Origin of the sequence: Planktothrix rubescens CCAP 1459/22, from assembly GCA_904830895.1 — a bacterium.
Lineage (GTDB): Bacteria > Cyanobacteriota > Cyanobacteriia > Cyanobacteriales > Microcoleaceae > Planktothrix > Planktothrix agardhii.
In genome coordinates this window covers 1,896,801-1,922,535 of the sequence record LR882958.1, presented here as the reverse complement: position 1 = coordinate 1,922,535, position 25,735 = coordinate 1,896,801, and the positions used below count along the sequence as shown (strand labels likewise).

The window sequence follows — 25,735 nt, the reverse complement described above, 5'->3', positions numbered from 1 at the left end:
TAGCAAATTTATATACACTATTATGGCTAATAACATATTATTGTAGCCCAACTTACAGGGTTAACGCAAGATATTTAGAAAAATTTGATTAATATTTCCTGAAATTGGGAACTATATATATTCACTTGGCGAAAAATTTTTGTGTTAATTCAGGAAGGCTGAGGGCTGAACCCTTACCTACCACCAATCAGTGATTAAGTCCACAAACCGGAGACAGGCAACTGTTGATCCCCCATTCTTCCTGGATCAAATCAGGACTTAATTCAAGGATAGATCAGCTTAGGAAGCAGTTTCAATCCGACCATAGAAAACACCCCGAACTTTCACAGCCAAGGATTCCTTCGCACCCAAATCATCATCAGAAGGCTGTTCACTTTCAAAAATTCCAGCCACCTCTCCGGTTTCGCCGTCAATTTTAGAAACTTGTAAAGAAATCTGACCCGCTTTAACTTTGGTATCTGCTAACTTGACATTAGCAGTGCTTAAATCGGCTCCATCGGCGGTTGCAGGTAAAGCAACGGCGTTGTCATAGCCAGCATTCACCCCACGGGCTTTAGGATCTAAGAAGTTTGCGCCTCGATAGGAAGGAACGTTAAAATCCCCGCGTAAATCGGTAGAAGTGTTGATACTGGATAATCCCGGTTGGGAACTCGCCACTAACCCTTTAACCGTGAACAAGAAAGGAACTTCTTCACCACCGGGTAATAAAACCGTAATCGGTTGGAAATCCATCCCATCTTTTTCTTCAAAGGTGAGTTTACCATCGGAACCCACCAGCAGGTTACCCCCAATTTGATCTAAGCTATAGGTGAATCGGGTTAATAAACGACCCGGAACAAATTCAGCTTCTTTGCGTTTGTTGGTAGATTCTTGCTTGACAAAATAGCTGGTGGGTTGCAGACACAAACCACTGATACTGTAGGACTTACCACCATCAATCGCAATAGAACCCCGGGCTGTTTCGGGTAAAGTCGGACAGTTCACAGCTAATCCTGTATTTCTAATGTCATCATAGGTCAGTAGCTTCGGATCTTTAGCCTCTGGGCCATCAGAACAGGCTGTAAGTACAGTTAAACAGATTGCTAATAGTGCAGCAACCAAAGCGCGATATCTCATTGTCAACCTCAAATATGCAAAATTGATATTTGATACTCCCCAGGGCTGAAGCCACGGGGATTCTTGAATGAATCCGAAAACTCTCAAAGGCGCTATCAAATCACCTCTACACGCTCAAAACAACTACCCTTATAAAAGATATTGCAATTGCGCTTACTTTTAGATCAGGAAATATTGAAGGCGGTTGAAACCGCAGCCACTTTCCTCCCCATGTCTAAAGCCAGGGGCTTCTCGCTCGTTTTTTGGTGAAATTAGGTTTGTGGCGAAGAAAATCGTTGTTGGCGACCTAGCCACAAGTCTTAACACTTCTAGGGTTGCGTTCTCGAACTCCTCGGTACAAAGACGGGAGGAATTTTGTTTCAACGGAGTTGTTCACGTTGAATCACCGGAGCTATTTGGTAGCTGAATCTTAACCCAATAGTGATTCTACACCATACCCGTACAAGGCTCGTGACTGTTTTTCTGACGAAGTACAAATTTTTCAACGATAAGTTAAACTAATTAAGTTAATTTATTGAGCGCCCTCTCTCATTAGGTTTTTGGCAATGATAGATTTCAATTATGGACAATTCCACTGAATTTGATTCACAAGCTCGGTCAACTCAGCTTGAATTTCTGGCAGAAAAGGTTTTAACCTTAGCCACAACCGCCGAAGGAAACCCTCTGGAAATTTTAGCGGTACTGAGAATTTTAGAACAGTTACACCAGAACATCCGAGAAAGTTTATTTCAGCAATCTTTACCCGATAGTCGTCAAAAACTCTATCATTTATTACGAGAAATTGAATCTAAAGGGGGTTGGCCTTATATTCCTCGGAGTTCTCTCAAATCTATGATGGAAAATTTACATCGGGAATTTCCAGAAGTTACATTAGAGGAGGAAGTTGATCCAGATGGGGAGGGTAACAAAAATCAGGATTAAGTTCAGAATAAATTTAAGGAGTTGGCGGCGATGAATCACTCATCAAAGTTTTAAGCCAGGGTTAAAACTACCATCAATTCAATGATTATTTAAGAATAAAAATCCGTGAGAACTTGAAATAATTGACTCACTTTTGCTAAATCTTTATCACCAGCAGAACGTTCAACCCCACTAGAGAGATCAATACCATCGGGCTGTAACTGTTGCAATGCTTCCCCAATATTATCCGGGGTTAATCCTCCGGCTAAAAACCAGGAACAGGGGGGGGAAAATGGTTTCAAAATTTGCCAGTCTAACCTTTGACCCGTCCCTCCCAACTGTTGCGGATGATAAGCATCTAATAATAGGGAATCAATATAATTAAAATAGTCTTGAGCTTGAATTAAAGTCGCTGGGGATTTAACCCGTAGGGCTTTAATCAGTTCTGTATCAGGAAGAATTTGACGCAGGCGATCGCAAAAATCAGGAGATTCATCCCCATGCAGTTGTACACCAGTTAATCCCGTTTCCCTGACCGTTTGATAAATTTCCTCCACACTCACATTAGCAAATACACCAATAGTTTGAATCGAGTTGGGTAAATTCTCTAAAATCCTGCGAATTTGCTCCGACGTGGCATAACGAGGGGAGCACCGAACACAAATAAATCCTAACATTGTCGCCCCCATTTGGGCGATCGCACAACCCTGATCCGGTCGAGTAATTCCACAAATTTTAATTCGCATTGATGCTCTTGAAGTTGAGTTTAAGGTCTGATTCACAGCAGACAATTCTGATCAAAATTTTACAATAATTATTCAATCGGGTGCATTCTGTCTATTCCCTATTCCCTGCTATATTAACTTTTTCAACAAATTGGTAATTTTTAGCGTCGGGTTTCTATAATCAACCGTTGAAATTAAAAAAATCGTAAATTGCTCAGGAGAATAGAAACTTGATTTACACTTCCTTACTGATGTCAATACAAAGCAACGTTCCCGCCACCGTGAGTTGGTCTCCCAGTGTAGCCATTGTGATGATTATCTCAAACCTATTGGCAATTTTCATCGGTTTCTATGCCATTTCTAAAGAAAATCGTGGCAAAGGGCCGAGTTTACCCGGTTTACCCCGGATGTTTACCGGGTTTGGATTTCCTGAATTATTAGCGACTGCTAGTTTTGGACATATTTTAGGGGCTGGGGTAATTTTAGCCCTGGGTAACGCGGGAGTTATTTAGGAAAAGTTCTCATCCCTTGTAGAGACGCGCCATCCCTTGTAGAGACGCGCCATCCCTTGTAGAGACGCGCCATCCCTTGTAGAGACGCGCCATCCCTTGTAGAGACGCGCCATCCTTGTAGAGACGCGCCATGGCGCGTCTCTACAAGGCATTAATTAATGAATGGGTAAAGAAGGCCCTGGAGGGGGATTAACGGAACCTTCAATCGTAATTTTATTGCTTTCTCGTTGGGTTTGCATTTCCACTGCGATCGCTTCAAATAAAACTTCCAAACTACTATAAGGAATCTCTAAATCAAGGGTTGTTTCAATTTGATCAAATCCATTCGGTGAAAATTCCGTTAACCAACGAGGGCCATCAACAACAGTGCGAGTTTGCCGATCAAACAGCCAAACCTTGACATAAATTCGGGGTAAACCATCGGGAAGTCTTACCCTCAGTTTAACTAACCTTCCAGCAATAATTTCCGTTGATAAGACTTCAATTTGGGGATCAGGAACCAGTTGATCTTCAGGTAAAACATAAGAAATTGGTTGATTTGTCGCCGGGGCTTCAGGTTTACTTCCCTTGATCTGTTTACGCCGAGGAAAAAATGCTCCAGGGGATTCTAAAGGTTCATCATCCACTACAATTTCCTCTAATTCTTCCTGGGCATTGATTACTTCTGGGTGTGGCAAAGGTGCTGTATCCGATGATGTTGGTTCAGAACGTTTAACAATATTACTAGCAGCATTAAAAGGAATCTCAGGTAAGGGATTAACATTCGCCCGTTTCACCCATTGTGACCATTCTTGATCACCCGCTAAAGCATTCAACCGTGACCAAAACCGATTATTCAAATCTAACGCTTGAAAGGCTTCTTGAACTTCTGGATCGGATTTCGGTTTAGCTATTGGTTCAATTTTTTCAATCCCATCTGTCGCCGGGATTAATTCCGATGATTCTCCTACTAATAGCGGTGAAATTGAAGTTGATATATCTGTATAATTCGATTCCCAAGAGTTAACAACCGTCGATGAATCCTGATCCTCAGACGATACAACACTTTGATCCGGTTTTGGTGCAGGTTTAACTTCCCCAGTTGTGGAACTAGAGCCGAATATTGGCAAATCTAGGGATGTAGGAGATCGAGATTCCCAGCTAGAATTATTCAGTTTGGGAGGAAGCACCGTAGTCGTTTCCGTGGTTAAAACTTCAGCCCTGTTAGTGGTATCGGTCAGGTCAGGTAATTCCAGAACTCCCATATCCAAATTAGCAAGGTCGGGGAAGTCATCTTGATCCAATTCTGGACTAAAACCCTGATCTATAGCTTCTAAAAGATGTTCAACCTGGGTAACAACATTAAAGGATTGAGTCGTCACCAAAGCCCCATCATGAGAAAAAATCACTTCCCCTAAAATTAAACGGGTTTTACATTCAAAGGGAATATAAACCACACCGGAAAAAAATAGCGGGAAGTCGCAGGAAGAAAGGGTTTGGTTAACCTCAAATAAGGGTTCTGAGCTTTGGGGGTCGCGTAAGCGAAATTGCAATTGTCCGTCAGTCAGAATTGGGTAAGTAGAAGATGGGTTAGGGGTTGGCAATTCCACCCGTCCCGAAACAACTAAGGCTTCTCCTAAACGGCCAACAAAGGTATCTTGTTCTAGGAAGATATGCAGAGAATTGAGTAACGTTTCTAGCGGATCAAGGGGTTGTGGGGATGCTTCGGGAGTCTCCAGAACCGAAAGTGGTGGCCGAGTCGGTTCAGGCACAACATAGAGGCGATCGGTTGGGAACTGTACAACCTTAGAAGACTGATCCGTTTGCGGTTCAACAGTCGGGGGCTCTGGGGAGGTAATATCAGCCGTCGGTGGTTCCGTATCCCCAAAAAATTGATCAAATTCTTCTGCTTCCGAGTTGAGAACCCTTAATTGTATGGTTTTTTTACCCACGGTTGCTAATAACCCAGACGTCAGTTGAGGCGCACAAGAAAATTGCCAATTCCCAGGTTTCAGGGAAGTATAAGGCATAACCACCATCAAACCCTCGGCATTTGTGGTTAGTGTCCGAGTTTGAACCTGTTGGACAGGTGGAACCGCATCAAAATCTTGATAAATAATCCGAACATCAATTGAAGTGTTTTTATATCCAGACCGGGCTACCATCCGGTAGCGTCCTTCTAAAATCTCAACATCCGGGGATTCTAAGGTCAACCAACTATTGTCCCCTTCTTTTTGCAGTAAAAATTCCCAACTTGCCATTTCCCGCCTCTATATTAGGTGGTTTTTCGTTTCTCCAATATGATAGCGGAATTGGATGGCAGCAAAACAGCAGGAGGCAGGAGGCAGGAGGCAGGAAGAATTAAGAATCAAGAATCAAGAATTAAGAATTAATCTTTTTTCTTTTTTTCGGTGTTCTTTCTACCTTCTGTCCCCAGCCTCCTGTCTTCTACAGCAATCCGGCGTTAGTTCCGGGCTTGCCCGTTGCCAGTTCCACTTTGACAATTTTACCGCCCATTTTCATGATCCGTTGTTGTTCTTTAAACCAACTGTCATAGGGAACTAACTTAGTAAAGTAGGTATTTTGTAATTCCCGTTGGGTACGAATCCGGCTTTGGCTTGGAACACAAGCTGTTACTTTAAACATCCGCATGAGGTTCGTCTCTCCTAGGCAAATTTAACAAGTTTTACATCAATTTTAAAATGCTCAAAGGCCGGGAGTCGGGAGTTAATCCTAGCTCGCTAAAACTTATCACCGAAAACAGACAAGCCTTTGGCGGTCTAGCATTCACTCCAGACTTCCCTGGCCTTGAAGGTCGTTTAGATTGGGGATGGGGAATCAAACTGAGTGACTGCCCTCACAAACCTAACCTTGGTTTTAGCTTAAGCCAGAGGAGATATAGTCTAAGTAAATACCCATTTCTTTGCCAGCATCAGCACCCACTAAACTAGCGGTAACTTCTTTGATGGCTTGGATGGCTTGCACGGTAGAACCGATGGGAACACCCAGGGAGTTATAGGTTTCTTTCAAACCGTTGAGAACACGCTCATCGAGAATGGAAGGATCGCCAGCTAACATAGCATAGGTGGCATAACGCAGGTAGTAGTCTAAGTCGCGGATGCAAGCAGCATAGCGACGGGTGGTGTACATATTGCCACCGGGACGAGTCACGTCAGAATACAGCAGGGATTTGGCTACTGCTTCTTTGACGATGCTGGCTGCATTAGCACTAATGGTTGAAGCAGCACGAACCCGCAGTTCGCCGGTGGCGAAGTAAGCTTTTAACTTTTGCAGGGAGTTGGCATCCAGGTACTTACCCTGAACGTCAGCAGAATTAATTACGGAAGTAATGGCGTCTTGCATGATTGTTCTATTTCCTTGTAGTCGCTGAATCTAGGAATCGTTTAAAAAATGTGATAAGGCGATCGGACTTATGAGAGCGCACCGATCACATAGTCGAAGTAAGCTGCGGCTTCGGCTGCATCTTCACCAGATAACAGACCTGTAGCAACACTCTTCAGCGCACGAATTCCTTCGGCAACGGCTTCAACGGGAGTACCCAGAGATTTGTACATTTCCCGTGCGCCAACAATCCCAATTTCTTCGATGGGGGTAATATCACCCGCAACGACTCCATAGGTGACCAGACGCAGGTAGTAGTCAAGGTCGCGTAAGCAGGTAGCGGTCATTTCCGGGCCATAGGCGTTACCAGCAGGGGAGACCACATCAGGGCGTTTCTGAAACAATTGGTTTCCAGCTTCTTTGATGATCCGCTCACGGGCACCGCTCACGGTTTCGGCGATACGAATGCGGCTTGCACCAGAGGTAACAAAGGCTTTGATCCGGTCTAACTCACCAGGGCTGAGGTAACGCGCTTCGGCGTCGGCATTAACAATGGATTTTGTGACGATACTCATTTTCTACAAAAGCGTTTAGCTAACGTTTTCCTGATTGACGCTCTCCCGAAACCCATTAACTGAGTCGGAGAGCCTCATCGTTACCGATGAGCGTTCGGTGCTGGTTCAGATACAGTCTGGGTCAGGTGATGACATAGAGTGCATCTGTGTTTTTGATCCGCAATCAAATCTATCGGTTTGAGATTTCTACTGCTTCACTTCTTGCTGCTTTGTACCCTCAAAAATTTTTGAGATTTTTAGGGGACAATCCACAAGTTCGACATCCTCCACTGGCTTTTAGGCAATGGATTCCCAAACTGCTCCCCTTGGGGCCACAGTCGATGGGGTAACTAGCTTTGGACATTAATTTGCCCAACACCGTCACTACCTATCGCTTGTATTTTCAGGCATGGAGTACACATTCTGAGCGATATTGTAATAGTTTTTAACATTACCACCGAAATCGCGGGTTGACGGTTGAGGTGTTGACAGTTGAAATATTAATGTTTTAGAACCGATATCAAGCTCGTTTTCCCCTCCCTTCACTGGGGTAAAGTAAACCCAAAAATGTAACAATAGATTCTGTTTAGAATCTCAATGGCTTTCCCCATAATATGCGTTTAACTCGATGGCATTCTCCCCAGTTCAATGTCCGGCAACCTTGCTTTCAGGGTTTTAGGGGTTTCAAAACCCTGCTGACTACCTTGGTGATCATTTGTGTATTCTTTTTGACCATTACTCCTTCGGCATTAGCGGGTTTGGATGATGATCGCTTTGATGGTAATATTTTTGCGCTGTATGCTGGGAATGGTTCCTTGGTTCCCCCTAGAGTCACCTTAACAGAATCCATGAACCAAGGTAGACCCTCATTATTAGTATTCTTTTTGGATGATAGTAAAGATTGTAAAAAATTTGTCACCACAGTATCAGAACTTCAGCGTTTTTACGGAAGGGAGGCAGACTTTATTCCGGTAAATGTTGATACCCTATTACCCGATGCCAAAAATTCCCCCCAGGAACCGGGTTATTATTACAAAGGCTATGTTCCCCAAACCGTATTAATTAACCAGTCGGGGAAAGTCGTTTTAGATAAACCGGGACAGGTCGCCTTTGAAACCGTTGATGATGGGTTTCGCCAAGTCTTTAATTTATTACCTCGTAATGAATCCGTGGAATTACGGCGTCGTTCCTTCAATGAATTTAACACGGAGTTAGTTCCAACCCAGAAGTAAATATCTGCGGGAGATGACCGAATATAGATTCGACCGGGCGATCGCTTCATAAAATGTAACATTTTTGTTATGATCGATTCAGTCGGCCTACTTTCCCATCCTCATCGCCTAAATGAATACCCCATCTTCCCCCTCTACCCCAGAACTAGAACCCCAAGTTAAACCCAACGAACCCAAACCCAGCTATGTTAAATTAGCGATGCGGAATATGGTTCGCAAGGGCGGAAAATCCCTATTTCACTTTGCCTTAACCACAGTGGGTTTAGTCGGATTTCTAGTTGGAATGGCTTATCTAACCCGCTAAATCCTTTAAATTCTGATTAGATTTTTTATTAATGACTGTACAGGTTGAAGTTAGTATACAAGACTGTTTTTGGGAACAGTTAGAAAACTCCGAAAATAACACCATTCCCAATGATGCGCTAGAGTCTTCTCCCCGGGAAATTGACTGTCCCTTGACTATCACAGAATGGGAATATTGGTTCCAAAGTTGGTTAAATTATTTAGAGTCCTATCTACCATTGGCATCCAGTTACGAGTTAAGTTTACGTCTAACTGATGATCATGAAATTAAACTCTTAAATACTCAGTATCGTTCTCAAGATAAACCAACCGATGTGTTAGCCTTTGCTACATTAGAGGTCGATTGTCCCCAACCTCCAGAAGAATTTTCTGCTGAATCGCTGTATCTTGGTGATATTGTAATTTCGGTGGAAACGGCTAACCTTCAAGCTCAACAACAAGGGCATTCCCTAAAAATCGAGCTAGGATGGTTAGCAACTCACGGTTTACTACATCTTTTAGGTTGGGATCATCCCGATGATCAAAGTTTAACCGAAATGTTGGAGCAACAACGGGTACTACTAGAAATAGTTAATTTAGGAGTTTAACAGGTGAGTTAGATTAATCCAAAATAGCCATAAATTCTAGTAACTCAATAAACAAATTATCAAGAAAACTGTGATAAATTGCTTCCTATAACAGACCTAAAACTGCTGGTAGTGAAAACTTATTCAGCGAAGGACTTAGAAATGAATGTAGAAAAACCCTCTCTTTCAACATTTCCTACACCGTCAATTCCTATTCCTCAAACAACAACTTTATCTAAGTCTAATCTTTCCGAGACTATGGGTAAAAAATATGACCGAGAATTATCGTGGAAAATCGCTTCTAATTTATTAGTTAGCTTTAAATATGCTTGGACAGGAATTAGTTATGCTTTTATAACTCAAAGAAACTTTCGGATTCATACTATCATAGGAACCCTAGCAATTGGCTTGGGTCTTTTTTTGCAGTTAACCCGGGTGGAAATCGCAATTATTGGCCTGACTATCGGTGCGGTGATGACCATGGAATTATTGAACACAGCCATAGAATCGGTGGTTGACTTAAGCGTTGGTCAGTCCTACCATGATTTAGCCAGAATTGCGAAGGATTGTGCGGCGGCGGCGGTTTTAATTTCCGCTTTCGTGGCATTATTGGTAGCTGGAATATTACTTTTACCTCCTCTGTTCACCTGGATTCAAATTATAGTTTCAGGAGTTTAACCCTTGATTATTGTTATTGATAATTACGATAGTTTTACATACAATATTGTTCAGTATTTAGGCGAACTAGGGCAAGAATTACCGATTGCTGCTGAAGTTCAGGTGTTTAGAAATGATCGGATTTCCCTAGAAGAAATTCGTCAAATGAAACCCGACGCCGTGGTTATTTCTCCAGGGCCAGGTCGTCCCGAAGATGCTGGAATTTCCCTAGAATTAATTAGAGAATTGGGGCCGACTTTACCCATTTTAGGAGTATGTTTAGGTCATCAAAGTATTGGCCAGGTGTTTGGGGGAAATATTATTTCGGCACCGGAATTAATGCACGGAAAAACATCTCCTATCCATCATACAGGCGTTGGTGTGTTTAAAAATTTAGATAATCCATTAACAGCAACTCGCTATCATAGTTTAGTGATTGAACGAGAAACCTGTCCCGATAGTTTAGAAATTACCGGATGGGTAGAAGATGGGACAATTATGGGGGTTCGTCATCGGGACTATCCCCACATTCAAGGGGTACAATTTCACCCGGAAAGCGTTTTGACCCAGAATGGCAAACAACTTCTAAAAAACTTCCTAGAACGAATATAATTGTCCTTTAATCCATTGATACGTCAACCTAAATACTTATGAAACGGCGCAAATTAATTCAATTAACAACTACAACATTATTAACCACTTTAGCGACTGGGTTAACGTCTCAATGGCAAAATTCTTCCGCACAATCTACTTCTGAAAATACCTTAACTGTCCAATGGTTAGGACATACTTCCTTTTTATTTACCGGGGGAGGATTAAGAATTTTAGTTAATCCTTTTCGCCCAATTGGATGTACCGCAGGTTATCGAAATCCTCAACAAATTCAAACCGATTTAATCTTAATTAGTAGCCGTCTTTTAGATGAGGGTGTGACCGAAGGATTTACAGGAAATCCATCCTTATTATATGAACCCGGGGTTTATCAATTTAATGGTAATCAAATTCAAGGAATTCGCACCATTAAAGATAGATTTAATGGCCGACAATTTGGGGTAAATGTAGCTTGGTTGTGGAAACAAGCGGGAATTAAAATTTTACATTTAGGTGGATTAGCTGGGCCATTAGGAATGGAAGAACGGATTTTAATTGGTCGTCCAGATTTAATGTTGATTCCGGTGGGAGGTGGGGCGAAATCCTATACTCCAGAAGAAGCCAGAAAGACGATTGAATTTCTCAACCCTAAAATTGTTATCCCCACCCATTATCGCACCTTGGCGGCGGATGTAACGGCCTGTGATATCGAACCTGTGGATAATTTTTTATCCGTAATGGCGGGAACATCAATACAAATTAAACAAACCGATACACTGAGATTAACCGCAGATGATTTACCGAAACAAGGGCCGATAATTAACGTCTTAAGTTATAACTTTGATGTAACTCCTAAAAGTTAACTGAAAGTTCCCTTAATAATTTTGACTGTCTATCCCCTTTTAAAAAAATATATTCTTATTCCTTTTGATATAGGGCAAAATAGACAGTTAAGGTTAGTATCCCTATTGATGTTTTATAACTATTATGACCATTCAAAATCACTCGCAAAAATTAATCGCTGGGTTTGTAGGTATTGTTGGGTTGACGCTATTCGGGATTTTACCCGTTCAAGCTCAACTGCATAATTACACCTTAATAAACTCAACCCAAATTACTCAAATTCCGGCTACAACTTCCCTGGATATTATTGATACTATTGTTAGCGCGGGTGAATTTAGAATTCTAACCCAAGCATTACAAGCGGCGGACTTAGTTGATACGATTAAAGCAGAAGGGCCATTTACCCTATTTGCACCAACAGATAAAGCCTTTTCCGAACTTCCCCCAGGAGTTTTAGAAAACTTACTGAAACCGGAAAATAAAGCCCAATTAGTTAAAATTTTGACCTATCATGTTGTCCCGGGAAAGGTATTATCAACTGACCTAAAATCTGGAGAAATTAAAACCGTAGAAGGAGATACGGTTAATATTCAAGTAGGTTCATCGGTAAAAGTTGATAACGCAACGGTAATTAAAGCCGATGTTCCTGCTAGAAATGGTGTAATTCATGTAATTGATGCGGTGATTTTACCCGAATAATTTTAATTATTTCAAGAGGATAAAACCATGAATAGTTTAATAGAAAATCAAAATCAAGGTAAAAGTTTAGGAATTATCAGTATTTTGAGTTTATTAACATTAGGAACTATTTCCCCCGTAGTCGCCGCCGAAGTTCAAATGTCTGTCAATTCCGAACTAATTTGTCGCCAACCCAGCCAAGATTTGGCTCAAATGCCTATTTCTCCAAAAGTGATTCAAGGTGTTGTTGGAGATTTAGCCACGGTTATTTTAGCCGATGAACGCTTTAAAATCCTAGGGATGATTTTACAATCTATTGGATTATTAGATGCCTTAAAACAGGGAGATTTTACCATTTTTGCGCCAACAGATGAAGCTCTAGCTAAATTACCGCAGCAAATTTTAGATGCTATTCTAAAATCCCAAAACCTCAACCAATTTACCGAACTATTACAATATCATGTAATTCCTGGTAAAATTACAACAACAGATTTAAAATCAGGAAAACTCAAAACTTTAGAAGGAGATTCTGTTACTATTAAGACAAAGAAAAATCAAATTAAAGTCGGAAATGCCACGATAATTGATTCTGATATTCCGGCGAGTAATGGAGTAATTCATGTTATTGATCAAATTTTAATTCTACCTAAATAAGCTAAAATAGGGAATAGGCAATAGAAAAAAAATAGGTGCATCTCATGTCTAAAATATAGAAATGAACAGGTTAGTATTTACAACTTTTTTGTGTCTTTGTGTCTTTGTGTCTTTGTGGTTAAATTAGGCTTTATCATTGTCAACATATCCCATTTTCAATTTCCTATTTATGAAATTAAGCCTTTGCATGATTGTTAAGAATGAACAAGAAACTTTAGCAAAATGTTTAAATAGTGTTAAAGGAATTGTTGATGAAATGATTATTGTTGATACGGGGTCAACGGATAAAACCCCAAAAATTGCTCAACAATTTGGGGCAAAAGTTCATTCCTTTAATTGGTGTGATGACTTTGCTAAAGCTAGAAATGCCGCGTTAAGTTATGCAACCGGACAGTGGATTTTAGTATTAGATGCAGATGAAATTTTAGACCCTGAAATTGGGCCACAACTGCATCAAATTATGGAAAATCGTAATTTAATTGTAGTTAACTTAATTAGACAGGAAATCGGCGCCAGTCAGTCTCCTTATTCCTTAGTTTCTCGACTATTTAGAAATCATCCCCAAATCTGTTTTTCCCGTCCCTATCATGCCATGGTAGATGATAGTGTAACTGAATTAATCCGCCAAAAACCGCAATGGCAAATTGGAACATTACCCCAAGTTTCTATTTTACATTATGGATACCAAGCCGAAGCGATCGCGAAACGGAATAAATGGCAACTGGCAAAAACATCAATGGAGCGTTACTTAGAAGAACATCCAACTGATGGATATGCTGCTAGTAAATTGGGGGCTTTGTACGTTGAAATTGGCGACTTAGAGCGCGGAATTGAACTATTAAAATCAGGATTATCTCAAGAGAGTAATGGAGAAGATGGGGTTTTATATGAACTCCATTATCATTTGGGCATAGCCTATAGTAAACAAGGACAATTTATCCTAGCAAAATATCATTATCAAACCGCCATTGGTATTAATATTATACCACAATTAAAGCTAGGAGCCTATAATAATTTAGGCAATATTTTCAAACAAGAAGGAGAACTAGAATCCGCAAAAATTGCCTATCAAACCGCCATAGAAATTGATCCTAGTTTAGCGATCGCCTATTATAATTTAGGTATGACCTTGAGAGAAATGGGAGCCTATCGAGAAGCGATCGCCGCCTATCAAAAAGCCCTAGAATTAAATCCCAACTCAGCCGAAACCTTCCAAAATTTAGGAGTTCTCTTACTACAAATTGGTCAACTCAGCGATAGCTCAATGATGTTTAAAGCCGCCATAGAATTACACGAACAAAATAACTCCCCAGAAGCCCAACGTTTACGTCAGGAACTCGGGGAAATGGGTTTTCGAGTTTGAGAGAGCCCAGATAAATTTCAAAACATTTTTCCAAATTTTTCCATAATCAGCTATCATGCAGCAAAAGCTTATCCTGAGCCTTGTCGAAGGATTGTCAAACAGATTAGGTCATTTTTCTAGGAGTTAGGTAATATGGTTAATGCAGAACGGATTCCCGTCGGTATTGTTGGAGCCTCGGGCTATGGTGGTGTGCAGTTGGTGCGTTTGTTACAGGATCATCCCCTGGTCAGAATTGCTTATTTGGGCGGGGATAGTAGCGCCGGAAAACCCTTTTGTAGTCTCTATCCCCATTTGAATGAATGCGTGGATTTAGTGATCGAACCTATTGATATTGATAAAATAGCCTCTAAATGTCAAATTGTTTTTCTATCCCTACCTAATAATTTAGCCTATACAATGGCGCCTCAATTAATAGAAAAAGGATGTAAAGTATTAGATTTATCGGCAGATTATCGGTTTTCTAATTTAGACATTTATAAAAAATGGTATGGGGGAGAACGCACGGATCAAGCGATCACAGCAACGGCCGTTTATGGCTTACCTGAATTGTATCGCGATCGCCTAGCTACGGCTCAATTAGTTGGTTGTGCGGGTTGTTATGTAACAGCAAGTTTATTAGCAATTTCTCCCCTATTAAAACAGGGATTAGTTGATCCCCATACCACAATTATTGACGCCAAATCCGGCACTTCTGGAGGAGGAAGACAGGCTAAAGTTAATATGTTATTAGCCGAAGCTGATAGTTCAATCGGGGCCTATAGTGTCGGAGGTCATCATCGCCATACCCCAGAAATTGAACAGGTTTGTAGTGACTTAGCCGGACATGATATTTTAGTTCAATTCACTCCCCATTTAATGCCAATGGTACGGGGAATTTTAGCCACGGTTTATGCAACTTTACGAGATCCAGGGTTAGTTAGAGAGGATTTAATTACTATTTATAAAGCCTTTTATCGCAATTCTCCCCTGGTTAAAATATTACCTGGTGGTACCTATCCTCAAACAAAATGGGCTTGTGGAACTAACCTTTGTTACTTAGGAATTGAAGTTGATCAGCGCACCGGACGAGTGATTGTTATGTCTGCTATTGATAACTTAATTAAAGGTCAAGCCGGACAAGGAGTGCAGTGCATGAATATTATGATGGGTTGGGAAGAAACCTTGGGTTTACCCCAATTGTGTTTCTATCCTTAAGTTTTATGTTGTTGGGCTTTAGCCCTCCTAATTTTTGTGCTAAAGCCCAACAACAATTTATTTTTTAGGTTTAAACTGTTTTTCCACTAAACTAACAATCGTATCCCTAGGGAAAAATCGAGGTAAATTCACAATAAATTGATTACTAAATCCTCCCGTTACTAAAGTTGAAAAGTCTTTTTCTAAGGCTGTTAATGTGTCTTGAACAACTTCCTCCGCCGTGGCATAATTTTGTCCAACGCCGGAAAGGGTTTGAGGAAATTCTGCTGCGACAAAAAAGTTAGATTCGGTAGGGCCAGGACAGACCACTAAAAGCCTCACCCCAGAGTCTTTATTTTCCGCCCATAAAGCCTCGGTAAAATTCAAAACAAAGGCTTTTGTTCCCGCATAAACCGAACAATAAGGTAAGGGTTGATAACCCGCAATAGAAGCGACATTAACGATCGCACCTGAACCCCGTTTTTTCATATCTGTTAAGAATAAATGAGTCAGTTCAACTAAGGCTGTAATATTTAACTGAATCATTTGCACTTGTTTAGTTAAGGGACGATCTGCAAAAGCTCCATAATCTCCAAATCCCGCATTATTAATTAGTAAATCAATAGTTAATCCCTGTTGAGAGATAGCATCAAAAACCGATTGTGTGGCATCGGGTTGGGTTAAATCTTGAGGAATTAGATATGCTTTAATATTATATTGCGATCGCAATTGTTCAGCAAGTTTTTCTAATTTGTCTTGAGAACGGGCCACTAAAACCACATCAATTTTCCGAGAGGCTAATTCCTTTGCAAACGCCGCCCCAATCCCAACAGACGCTCCTGTAATTAACGCAGTTTTCATTAATTTTCCATCCTAGAATCACTTTCTGATCAATTATTGTATTTGGTTTCGAGGGTGTTGGCACCCACCGAAGGTGATTCCTCTGACTTAGGAGCAGGTTGGACGGTGGGAGAATATTGACATTACAGATAAAATAGATGACTATATTCTTCAGTTAGGCAGAAGGGTAAATATCGAAGTTTATGGCTTTGAACCGAATTATGTTCATCAATTCCCCCATTTGAGTATCCCTGATTTGGCAAAATAAGGTTGATTTTCAACCGACGAAATAGTACCCAGAGAAGGGATTTTTGATTCATCGGGGGTTGCTTTTTCATGGTTTTCTCTTGAGTTGATTAATTAATGGCCTAATAATATTGAAAACAACTTAAAGCTTTTTTAGAAGATAGAAGTTGTAAAGTTATCAGAGGTCAATAAGTTAGGGTTAACGTTATTCAGGGTGGCGAGAATTTGATTATTGACCTGAATTTGAGTGGAACCATTGACCAGGGTGAGAGTTAGTTGTTCAAAGGTGAGACCGCCATCAAGGACAATCATGTCCACCCCAGAAGTAAAGTCGGTAATCGTATCAGGGCCAAATCCCGAAACCAGAACAAAGCGGTCACTACCTTCGCCTCCGGTCAGAGTATCAGCACCTTCAGCCCCCACTAAGATATCGTTGCCTTGGCCTCCGGTGAGAAGATCGTTACCTCCTCCGCCACCAAGGGTATCGTTACCTCCTCCGCCACCAAGGGTATCGTCACCGTCGTTGCCGTCGAGCAGGTCGTTGTCAGCACCACCATAGATTAGATCTTGACCGGAGTTACCAGAGATTGTATCACTATCTTGGTTCCCAAAGAGGGTATCGTCACCGTCGTTTCCTTCGAGTCGGTCTGTTCCTTGGTTGCCGAAGATGATATCATCTTGATTACCACCTTTAACAAAGTCATTATTCTGACCTCCGAACAGTTCATCTTTGCCATCACCACCATCAATCAGGTCATCTCCTTGATTCCCATTAATCGAGTCATTGCCAGTATTTCCAGCAATGGTATCGTTACCAAGGTTGCCAAACAAGTCATCATCATCATCGCCGCCGTCGATTTGGTCGTTGCCTTTGCCACCGAAAACTAGATCTTTGCCTTTGCCCGCATTGATATAGTCGTTCCCTTGATTGCCGTTAATTTCGTCGTTGCCATCTCCGGTTTCAATGTTATTGTCACCGTCTTTACCAAAGATTTGATCAGATTCGGCTGTACCTGAGATCTCCTCATTGCCATTACTGGAAACCTGGGATGGGGAGTTTGTGTTAGTTTTTAAAGCAGGAAAATCAAGGGTTTTAATGAAATTGCTAGGCTCATAAAAATCACGAGTGGAGTTGGGTGTTGGTTCCGGTGTTGACGTGGGTGTGGGTTCCGGTGTTGGCTCCGGTGTTGGTGTTGGTGTTGGCTCCGGTGTCGGTGTTGGTGTTGGTGTCGGTGTTGGCTCCGGTGTCGGTTCCGGTGTTGGTGTCGGTTCCGGTGTTGGTGTCGGTGTTGGTGTCGGTGTTGGCTCCGGTGTTGGCTCCGGTGTCGGTTCCGGTGTTGGTGTCGGTGTTGGTGTCGGTGTTGGTGTCGGTTCCGGTGTTGGCTCCGGTGTTGGCTCCGGTGTCGGTGTTGGTGTCGGTGTTGGTGTCGGTGTTGGTGTCGGTGTTGGTGTCGGTGTTGGCTCCGGTGTCGGTTCCGGTGTTGGCTCCGGTGTCGGTTCCGGTGTTGGTGTCGGTGTTGGTGTTGGTGTTGGTGTTGGTGTTGGTGTCGGTGTTGGTGTCGGTGTTGGTGTCGGTGTTGGTGTCGGTGTTGGTGTCGGTGTTGGTGTCGGTGTCGGTTCCGGTGTCGGTGTCGGTTCCGGTGTTGGCTCCGGTGTTGGCTCCGGTGTTGGCTCCGGTGTCGGTGTTGGTGTCGGTGTTGGTGTCGGTGTTGGTGTCGGTTCCGGTGTCGGTTCCGGTGTTGGCGTGGGTATAATGCTCAACAGGAAACTATCACTAATACTTGCCCCACTTTTATCGGTAGCAGTAACATTAATAGTCAACGCATCAACATCACTGTTAGTCGGTGTTCCGGTAAAGGCTCCGGTTGTGCTATTAAATGTTAACCAACTGGGTAAGGTTGTACCATCGGCTAAGGTGGCGGTATAGGTTAAACTATCTCCTGCATCAATATCACTGAAATTATTAGTAATATTGAGACTGAAACTGCTATCTTCGTTAACGGTTTGGTTGCCGATAGGAGTCGCAGTGGGAGCATCGTTAATATTAGTAACCACAGAAGTCGGACTACTATTAACAGTTTCTACTGTCCCTAATAGGTCAGTATAACTAACTTTTACCTGTACTTTTTTCCCAACTTGGGTTTGAGATAAGGCAAAAGTATTATTAGTTGCTCCACTAATATCTGTCCAGGTAACTCCATTATCAGATGACTCTTGCCATTGATAATTTAAGGTTCCTAAACCATCAACATCTGCTAAGGTATTTGTGGCGGTTAAGGTTTGGTTTTGTGTTGCTGTCCCTGTAATACTAACATTACCTGTGGGTAAGTCGTTAATATTAGCAACAAGAGAAGTCGGACTACTATTAACGGTTTCTGCTGTCCCTAATAGGTCGGTATAACTAACTTTTACCTGTACTTTTTTCCCGACTTGTGCTTGAGATAAGGCAAAAGTATTATTAGTTGCTCCACTAATATCTGTCCAGGTAACTCCATTATCAGATGACTCTTGCCATTGATAATTTAATGTTCCTAAACCATCTGCGTCTGCTAAGGTATTGGTTGCGGTTAAGGTTTGGTTTTGTGTTGCTGTCCCTGTAATACTAACATTACCTGTGGGTAAGTCGTTAATATTAGCAACAAGAGAAGTCGGACTACTATTAACGGTTTCTACTGTCCCTAATAGGTCAGTATAACTAACTTTTACCTGTACTTTTTTCCCGACTTGTGCTTGAGATAAGGCAAAAGTATTATTAGTTGCTCCACTAATATCTGTCCAGGTAACTCCATTATCAGATGACTCTTGCCATTGATAATTTAATGTTCCTAAACCATCTGCGTCTGCTAAGGTATTGGTTGCGGTTAAGGTTTGGTTTTGTGTTGCTGTCCCTGTAATACTAACATTACCTGTGGGTGCATCGTTAACGGCCGTGACATCAATAGTAATAGTATTAGCTGCCACACTATCAAGAGTGCCGTCATTAACGGTGAACTTGAAGTTGGCATAACCGCTACCGTTGGCATTGGCAACTGGGGTAAATTGTAGGTTAGGAATATTCGCAGCAGTGATCACTTGGTTAGCTGTGACAGCAGTGCTGTTGAGTTTTAATGTCCCGGCGGTGGGCAGTTGAGTGATTTTTATCGAAGCTAGGGTGTTTCCGGTGTCTACATCACTAAAACCGAAGTCCGTGGCAGCAAAGGTATAGTTACTGTCTTCGTTAAAGGTTAGGGTTTTGTCCGTGCCGGTAGGTGCATCGTTAACGGCCGTTACCACAATGGAGGCGGTGGCGGTGTTACTGCTAAAGGCTGTTGTCCCGCCGTTAGTGCTGGTGTCGGCTGTACTTCCGGCTGTACCTGTGGACTTATCCCAAGCCCGGAAGGTGAGGGCATTGGTAATAGTCCCGTTGTAGTTGGTGTTGGGTTGGAAACGAACTTTATTCCCTGCATCTAATAATAGGGCGTTACTGTCGCTGACGGAGGGGAAGTTTGTCCAGGTTGTGCCGTTGTTGGTGGAATATTGCCAAGTGCCGTTATTGTCGGCGGCTGTAATTGCAATGGCTTCGGTGATGGTGGTGGTGTCTACATCGGATATGGGGATAAGATTGTTATAGATTTTGCTGATGCGGCCAGAACTAGAGGAGCCCGTGAGCAGGATGTCGGTGTCCCCATCTTTGTCAAAGTCGGCTGTGGTGACGGAACTAAAGGAAACACCGGTGAGGGAGACGTTCGTGTTTTCGCTAAAACCGCCACTGCCGTTGTTGCTATAGATTTTGCTGATGCGGTTATTAGAACTATCCCGGCCCGTGAGCAGGATATCGGTGTCCCCATCAGAGTCAAAGTCGGCTGTGGTGACCGAACTACTGGAAACACCGGTGAGGGAGACGTTGGTGTTTTCGCTAAAACCGCCACTGCCGTTGTTGCTATAGATTTTGCTGATGGGGTTAAATGAACTATCGAAGCCCGTGAGCAGGATGTCGGTGTCCCCATCATTGTCAAAGTCGGCTGTGGTGACGGAACTCAAGGCAACACCGGTGAGGGAGATGTTCGTGTTTTCGCTAAAACCGCCACTGCCGTTGTTGCTATAGATTTTGCTGATGGGTTTACCAGAACTAGAGGAGCCCGTGAGCAGGATGTCGGTGTCCCCATCTTTGTCAAAGTCGGCGGTGGTCACGGAACTAAAGCCAACACCGGTGAGGGAGACGTTGGTGTTTTCGCTAAAACCGCCACTGCCGTTGTTGCTATAGATTTTGCTGATGGTGTTTCCTGAACTATCGTAGCCCGTGAGCAGGATGTCGGTGTCCCCATCTTTGTCAAAGTCGGCTGTGGTGACGGAACTATAGGCAACACCAGTTAGGGAGATGTTGGTGTTTTCGCTAAAACCGCCACTGCCGTTGTTGCTATAGATTTTGCTGATGGGTTTACCAGAACTATCCTGGCCCGTGAGCAGGATGTCGGTGTCCCCATCAGAGTCAAAGTCGGCTGTGGTGACGGAACTTCTGGCAACACCGGTGAGGGAGATGTTCGTGTTTTCGCTAAAACCGCCACTGCCGTTGTTGCTATAGATTTTGCTGATGCGGCCAGAACTAGGGGAGCCCGTGAGCAGGATATCGGTGTCCCCATCATTGTCAAAGTCGGCTGTGGTGACGGAACTATAGCGAACACCGGTGAGGGAGATGTTGGTGTTTTCTTTAATACTTCCAGATGGAATTATATCTTTGATAACATCCCCAATAGAGGTGCTATCATCTTCGTTAATGGTGGTGAGGGTATAGGTGAAGTTGGTATTAGCTAATACGGGTGCATCGTTAACGGCCGTGACCGTGACTTGGGCAGTGACTGGGGTAGGAGACTGCAAACGATCGTTATCTTTAGCCACCACTTGAACCGCATTGACCGTGCCGTTAACGTTGGCATCCGGTGTCCAATAAGCTCTTTTCGTGGCATCTATCGTATCATTACTCCCGGCAACCCAAGCTGTGGCGATGGTGGCATCGCTCCCAATTCTTAACGTACCACTACTGACGGCTTTCACAACAAAGGCATCCACCGTCCCCCCATTATCCGCTTCATTTCCTTGGGCAGCGAAGTCAGCAAAGGTGAGTTCGACTTCTGTATCTTCGTTGGTAGTGTCAACCGGGCCAGCAAAACTGCTGAAGGTGGGGGGGTTGAGGGTGTTGCTATAGATTTTGCTGATGCTGTTACTAGAACTATCCTGGCCCGTGAGCAGGATGTCGGTGTGCCCATCATTGTCAAAGTCGGCTGTGGTGACGGAACTATAGCGAACACCGGTGAGGGAGACGTTGGTGTTTTCGCTAAAACCGCCACTGCCGTTGTTGCTATAGATTTCGCTGATGCGGTTATTAGAACTATCCTGGCCCGTGAGCAGGATATCGGTGTCCCCATCAGAGTCAAAGTCGGCTGTGGTGACGGAACTAAAGGCAACACCAGTGAGGGAGACGTTGGTGTTTTCGCTAAAACCGCCACTGCCGTTGTTGCTATAGATTTTGCTGATGCGGTTATTAGAACTATCCTGGCCCGTGAGCAGGATATCGGTGTCCCCATCTTTATCAAAGTCGGCGGTGGTGACGGAACTACTGGAAACACCGGTGAGGGAGACGTTGGTGTTTTCGCTAAAACCGCCACTGCCGTTGTTGCTATAGATTTTGCTGATGCGGTTATTAGAACTAGAACCATCCCGGCCCGTGAGCAGGATATCGGTGTCCCCATCTTTGTCAAAGTCGGCTGTGGTGACGGAACTATAGGCAACACCAGTTAGGGAGACGTTGGTGTTTTCGCTAAAACCGCCACTGCCGTTGTTGCTATAGATTTTGCTGATGCGGTTATTAGAACTATCCCGGCCCGTGAGCAGGATATCGGTGTCCCCATCTTTGTCAAAGTCGGCTGTGGTGACGGAACTATCGGCAACACCGGTGAGGGAGACGTTGGTGTTTTCGCTAAAACCGCCACTGCCGTTGTTGCTATAGATTTTGCTGATGCGGTTATTAGAACTATCCCGGCCCGTGAGCAGGATATCGGTGTCCCCATCATTGTCAAAGTCGGCTGTGGTGACGGAACTAAAGGAAACACGAGTTAGGGAGATGTTCGTGTTTTCGCTAAAACCGCCACTGCCGTTGTTGCTATAGATTTTGCTGATGGGGTTACTAGAACTATCCAAGCCCGTGAGCAGGATATCGGTGTCCCCATCTTTGTCAAAGTCGGCTGTGGTGACGGAACTTCTGAAAACACCGGTGAGGGAGATGTTCGTGTTTTCGGTAAAGTTAAAACTAGAAGTCATTTTCTTAATTTCCTTTAATTGGGTAGTCGGTTTATCCCTAATGGGTATCAAGATGTTTCTGATGGTTGGGGGTTAACGGTTTCCCATTTGTCGAAATGCCGATTCTAAGTGGCTGACAAACCCTGATACGTTAAATAACGGCGCATCTCGTGCCTTTAACCGTTGACGCAACTGTTGCAACTCCTGGGGATGGCTGGCCCAGTCAATCGCTTTTTGTTGGTACTCCTCCCCACTGTGAGCAATCATTTCTGGGAGTCCGCCACTGGCACAAATACTCGCCCCCATGCGGGAAGCGTTGGTCAAACCAGGTTTTGTCAGTACGGGTACACCCGCCCACAACGCTGCTACAGTGGTGGAACCCCCGCTATATATCCATGTATCTAAGGCTAAATCTGCTAACTGCAAGCGGGCTAAATATTCGGGATGGGGAATTTTGGGGGCAAAAATTAGTCTTTCGGGTGCTACCCCCATTTCCCCAGCACGGCGACGGAGGTTTTGCATGGTCTCTTCTACTGCCAAAGATAACCACAAAACACTGCCTTCAACTTGCTGTAATATCCCCATCCAAACGGCAAATAAATCTGGCGTAATTTTAAAGTGTCGGTTGCAGCAAACAAAGACAAAACTATCTTCTGGCAACCCGAATTCAGCCCGACTAACTTGTTTGTTGGAAATCTCCATCGGTGAACAGATAAACTGATGGGGTAAATAGATGATTGACTCGCTATAATTTTTAGCTAAATCTGCTGGTACAACCCATTCATCCGTTAGCAAGTAGGGGATAAAATTCGCTCCCATTGTATTGGGATATCCCAGAAAACTCGCCTGTACAGGTGCAGGTTGATAAGCAAATATTTCCGTTTTACTGTAACCTGTATAACCCGCTAAATCTATTAAAATATCAATGCCATCAGCATTAATTTGGCGAGCCGCATCGACGGCAGAAAGTTGGTAAATATCTCGAAATTGATCACAGCCATTTTTAATCATTTCTGTGACTTCATCGTTGACATTTAATAGGTTGTAGCCAAAGATTTCAAACTGGTCTCGGTTGTGAGCTTCAAAGAGTTGGGAAATTAAGCGTCCGACGGCGTGACTGCATAAATCTGGGGAAACATAACCCACCCGCAATTTATCGTTTTTTTGAGAATAGATGAATTGAGGTTTTTTCGAGTTAACAGATTTCTCAATGGCGGTGGCGTGTTTTTGAGCAACTGCTAGAGATAATTCTGGAGGAATAGGAAGGGCGTTTAACTGAAAGGGTGCGAGGGTGACACCGCCGTTTTCTTCCTGAATATATTGGGTCGTAGAATCAATTAATTGTTCTATGAAACTATCATAGTTTTCCCAGTCGCAAAGATTGAGTTTCACAAAACCAATATGGGATAATAAATGTTGAGCATTAGGGTTGAGTTTTTGCACTCGTTCATAGGCTAGTTTCGCTAGGGTAAATTGACTCTGAAATTCCCAAATTTGCCCTAATTCAAAATAGGCATCCGCGTAGTTCCGTTGGTGTTTAGCTGCGGTTTGGAATAGCTGAATGGCTTCGTCTAATTTGGCTTGTTGTTTATACAATAAACCTAAATTATATAAAGCTGGAACAAGCTCAGGGTTTAATTCCAAGGCGCGTTTTAATAACTCCTCAGCTTGATTTAATTGACCTTCAATTAGGTAGATTGACCCCAAGTTTGTTAAGGTTAACGCAGAATTTGGGTTAATTTTTAGAGCATTTTGATAACAAGTTATGGCTTCAGATAAGCGATTTTGCTGTTGCAGTAAGGTTCCTAAATTATTATGGGCAGGAATATAATTTGGGTCGGCTGCTATGGCTTTTTGAAAACAAGCGATCGCTTGTTCAAATTTTCCTTGCTTTTTCCAGTCTTGACCTTGATTAAAATTAGCAATGGCTTGTTCTTTATTAGAAGTTTTTTTATGGGAAAAATTAAGCTGATTTTGTCCTAATTCTATCGGTTTATTTAACTGAATATAAATCCAGGCGATCGCTTCACTTAATCTTTCCCCTTCTCGCCAGTTAACTGAGCGAAATAATCTCAAAAATAAGGGTAAATCATATCTGATTTTATTGGTGGTTTTTGAAGTATAATTACTATAATTATTGTTGACTTTTTTAAAGCCCCCAATAGTAACTAATTTAGCAATATTCCCACTTTTAAAACCCAAGGACATCGGACATTGAACTTGGGGAAAAATAGCCACATCATAAAGTTCTGTGGCTTCGGTATCCATGTCTAGCCATTCGACAATATTTCCGGTTTTTATGTCAATAATTAGGATGCCACAACGGGCTTCGGCTTGTTTTTGTTGCAGCTTTTCTCCCAGTAATAAACCGGAAAAATGATAATCTCTGGGTTTAGATAAACCCACAACGGCAAAATCTCCGACAAAGGCTAACCCCCGTCCATACCCCGGACAAAATGTAACCGCAACAAATTCCCCGTTTTCGATGTATCCAAAATCTCCTGTTCCTGAGTTGAGTAACCACAATTTCCCTTGATACCATCGGGGAGAGTGGGGCATGGATAAACCCCTAGCGATGATATCGTTGGTTTGAATATCAATCACCACTCCCCCATCACTGCGTCGATGTCGCCAACCGGATGCTACATCCGAATGACTAACCGCCGTTACATAGCGGGGAATACCGTTAAGGGCGGCTAACCCGTTAAGGTGACAGCGATCTTCCGGGGCGAGTTTGCTGATAAAATTCGGTTGCCATACAGGAGTAAAGCTGTGTTGAGGATGGAGCGTCGCTAAACAGCTATATTCGGTGTTAGCAAAGATGATGTTACCTTGAGGATCAACTACAAGGTCATGTACGTCTACATCTCCGGTGGTGTAGGCAACGCGAGGAACGTAGACGCGATCATATTTATCCTGTAAAAGTTCCCCGTTTTCGAGGATATTTTCAAACCGCCAAATTTGATAGCGGGTGGCGAGGTAAAAGCGTTCTGATGTCACATAAAGTCCCATCGGTCGCTCAAATTCCCAAACGGGGGTGGAAATTTGGCCGTTAGGTTGGACTCCGATCAAACAAAGGCGGTTTGTTTGGTAGGTAGTCAGGGCGACGCTGACTTGGTGTTGGTGCAGCCATTCCAGAAAGTGTCGTGAGTAAGGAACAGTTAGGGTTTTGGGAGTGCTCATAGGTT

Annotated in this window: 22 protein-coding genes; 12 read left to right on the top strand and 10 right to left on the bottom strand. The window is 43.0% G+C overall.

The window, feature by feature from the left end; genetic code table 11:
- Positions 1-279: 279 nt before the first annotated feature.
- On the bottom strand, positions 280-1,116 hold the full coding sequence (locus NMG86_RS09010; RefSeq protein ID WP_026787255.1) for a photosystem II manganese-stabilizing polypeptide: 837 nt from the start codon (positions 1,114-1,116) through the stop codon (positions 280-282).
- Between the two features lie 561 nt (positions 1,117-1,677).
- Here NMG86_RS09010 and NMG86_RS09005 point away from each other — a divergent pair.
- Complete coding sequence (locus NMG86_RS09005) at positions 1,678-2,037, top strand: hypothetical protein (protein WP_036834084.1); 360 nt, start codon at positions 1,678-1,680, stop codon at positions 2,035-2,037.
- Positions 2,038-2,126: 89 nt separating this feature from the next.
- On the opposite strand, the gene NMG86_RS09000 is transcribed toward NMG86_RS09005, so the two are convergent.
- Positions 2,127-2,762, bottom strand: a complete 636-nt coding sequence (locus NMG86_RS09000; RefSeq protein ID WP_026787256.1) for a phosphoribosylanthranilate isomerase — start codon at positions 2,760-2,762, stop codon at positions 2,127-2,129.
- Positions 2,763-2,992: 230 nt separating this feature from the next.
- On the opposite strand from NMG86_RS09000, the gene psaK reads away from it, so the two are divergent.
- Complete coding sequence (gene psaK / locus NMG86_RS08995; protein WP_395649463.1) at positions 2,993-3,253, top strand: photosystem I reaction center subunit PsaK; 261 nt, start codon at positions 2,993-2,995, stop codon at positions 3,251-3,253.
- Between the two features lie 155 nt (positions 3,254-3,408).
- On the opposite strand, the gene NMG86_RS08990 is transcribed toward psaK, so the two are convergent.
- The 4 genes from NMG86_RS08990 to apcA all read right to left on the bottom strand — a co-directional run bounded on the left by NMG86_RS08990 (position 3,409) and on the right by apcA (position 7,149).
- Positions 3,409-5,493 carry a hypothetical protein gene (locus NMG86_RS08990; RefSeq protein WP_026797482.1) on the bottom strand — a complete coding sequence of 695 codons (2,085 nt, stop codon included), beginning with the start codon at positions 5,491-5,493 and terminating at the stop codon, positions 3,409-3,411.
- Between the two features lie 187 nt (positions 5,494-5,680).
- Positions 5,681-5,884: a phycobilisome linker polypeptide gene (locus tag NMG86_RS08985; protein ID WP_026787259.1), complete on the bottom strand. Its 204-nt coding sequence runs from the start codon at positions 5,882-5,884 to the stop codon at positions 5,681-5,683.
- A 225-nt stretch (positions 5,885-6,109) separates the two neighbouring features.
- Positions 6,110-6,595: an allophycocyanin subunit beta gene (gene apcB, locus NMG86_RS08980; protein ID WP_026787260.1), complete on the bottom strand. Its 486-nt coding sequence runs from the start codon at positions 6,593-6,595 to the stop codon at positions 6,110-6,112.
- A 68-nt stretch (positions 6,596-6,663) separates the two neighbouring features.
- The gene (gene apcA / locus NMG86_RS08975) at positions 6,664-7,149 is read right to left on the bottom strand and encodes an allophycocyanin subunit alpha (protein ID WP_026787261.1); all 486 of its coding nucleotides are present in this window, start codon (positions 7,147-7,149) and stop codon (positions 6,664-6,666) included.
- Between the two features lie 593 nt (positions 7,150-7,742).
- Between apcA and NMG86_RS08970 the strand changes: the two genes are divergently transcribed.
- The 10 genes from NMG86_RS08970 (at position 7,743) to argC (ending at position 15,209) form a co-directional block, all read left to right on the top strand.
- On the top strand, positions 7,743-8,360 hold the full coding sequence (locus NMG86_RS08970; protein WP_173400996.1) for a thylakoid membrane photosystem I accumulation factor: 618 nt from the start codon (positions 7,743-7,745) through the stop codon (positions 8,358-8,360).
- 112 nt (positions 8,361-8,472) lie between these two features.
- Positions 8,473-8,664 carry a DUF3285 domain-containing protein gene (locus NMG86_RS08965; RefSeq protein WP_026787263.1) on the top strand — a complete coding sequence of 64 codons (192 nt, stop codon included), beginning with the start codon at positions 8,473-8,475 and terminating at the stop codon, positions 8,662-8,664.
- Positions 8,665-8,695: 31 nt separating this feature from the next.
- Entirely contained in the window at positions 8,696-9,250 is a 555-nt protein-coding gene (gene ybeY, locus NMG86_RS08960; protein ID WP_026787264.1) for an rRNA maturation RNase YbeY, read from the top strand.
- Positions 9,251-9,391: 141 nt separating this feature from the next.
- Entirely contained in the window at positions 9,392-9,907 is a 516-nt protein-coding gene (locus NMG86_RS08955; protein ID WP_026797481.1) for a diacylglycerol kinase, read from the top strand.
- A 3-nt stretch (positions 9,908-9,910) separates the two neighbouring features.
- Positions 9,911-10,498, top strand: coding sequence for an anthranilate synthase component II (locus NMG86_RS08950; RefSeq protein ID WP_026793607.1), 588 nt, complete (start codon positions 9,911-9,913; stop codon positions 10,496-10,498).
- Between the two features lie 38 nt (positions 10,499-10,536).
- Positions 10,537-11,340, top strand: coding sequence for an MBL fold metallo-hydrolase (locus tag NMG86_RS08945; protein WP_026787267.1), 804 nt, complete (start codon positions 10,537-10,539; stop codon positions 11,338-11,340).
- A 124-nt stretch (positions 11,341-11,464) separates the two neighbouring features.
- Positions 11,465-12,019: a fasciclin domain-containing protein gene (locus NMG86_RS08940; protein WP_026787268.1), complete on the top strand. Its 555-nt coding sequence runs from the start codon at positions 11,465-11,467 to the stop codon at positions 12,017-12,019.
- A 27-nt stretch (positions 12,020-12,046) separates the two neighbouring features.
- Complete coding sequence (locus tag NMG86_RS08935) at positions 12,047-12,652, top strand: fasciclin domain-containing protein (RefSeq protein WP_052338679.1); 606 nt, start codon at positions 12,047-12,049, stop codon at positions 12,650-12,652.
- A gap of 169 nt (positions 12,653-12,821) precedes the next feature.
- Positions 12,822-14,015 carry a glycosyltransferase gene (locus NMG86_RS08930; protein WP_026797480.1) on the top strand — a complete coding sequence of 398 codons (1,194 nt, stop codon included), beginning with the start codon at positions 12,822-12,824 and terminating at the stop codon, positions 14,013-14,015.
- 132 nt (positions 14,016-14,147) lie between these two features.
- Positions 14,148-15,209: an N-acetyl-gamma-glutamyl-phosphate reductase gene (gene argC / locus NMG86_RS08925; protein ID WP_026797479.1), complete on the top strand. Its 1,062-nt coding sequence runs from the start codon at positions 14,148-14,150 to the stop codon at positions 15,207-15,209.
- A gap of 57 nt (positions 15,210-15,266) precedes the next feature.
- On the opposite strand, the gene NMG86_RS08920 is transcribed toward argC, so the two are convergent.
- From NMG86_RS08920 to NMG86_RS08905, 4 genes are all read right to left on the bottom strand, one after another.
- Positions 15,267-16,049: an SDR family NAD(P)-dependent oxidoreductase gene (locus tag NMG86_RS08920; protein ID WP_026797478.1), complete on the bottom strand. Its 783-nt coding sequence runs from the start codon at positions 16,047-16,049 to the stop codon at positions 15,267-15,269.
- Between the two features lie 122 nt (positions 16,050-16,171).
- A complete protein-coding gene (locus NMG86_RS08915) occupies positions 16,172-16,366 on the bottom strand; it encodes a hypothetical protein (protein WP_026793602.1) in 195 nt (64 codons plus the stop codon).
- Between the two features lie 61 nt (positions 16,367-16,427).
- On the bottom strand, positions 16,428-22,568 hold the full coding sequence (locus NMG86_RS08910; protein ID WP_499103676.1) for an FG-GAP-like repeat-containing protein: 6,141 nt from the start codon (positions 22,566-22,568) through the stop codon (positions 16,428-16,430).
- Between the two features lie 72 nt (positions 22,569-22,640).
- Positions 22,641-25,730 (bottom strand): TIGR03032 family protein, encoded by a 3,090-nt coding sequence (locus NMG86_RS08905; RefSeq protein ID WP_071783076.1) that lies wholly within the window; start codon positions 25,728-25,730, stop codon positions 22,641-22,643.
- Between the last annotated feature and the right edge of the window lie 5 nt (positions 25,731-25,735).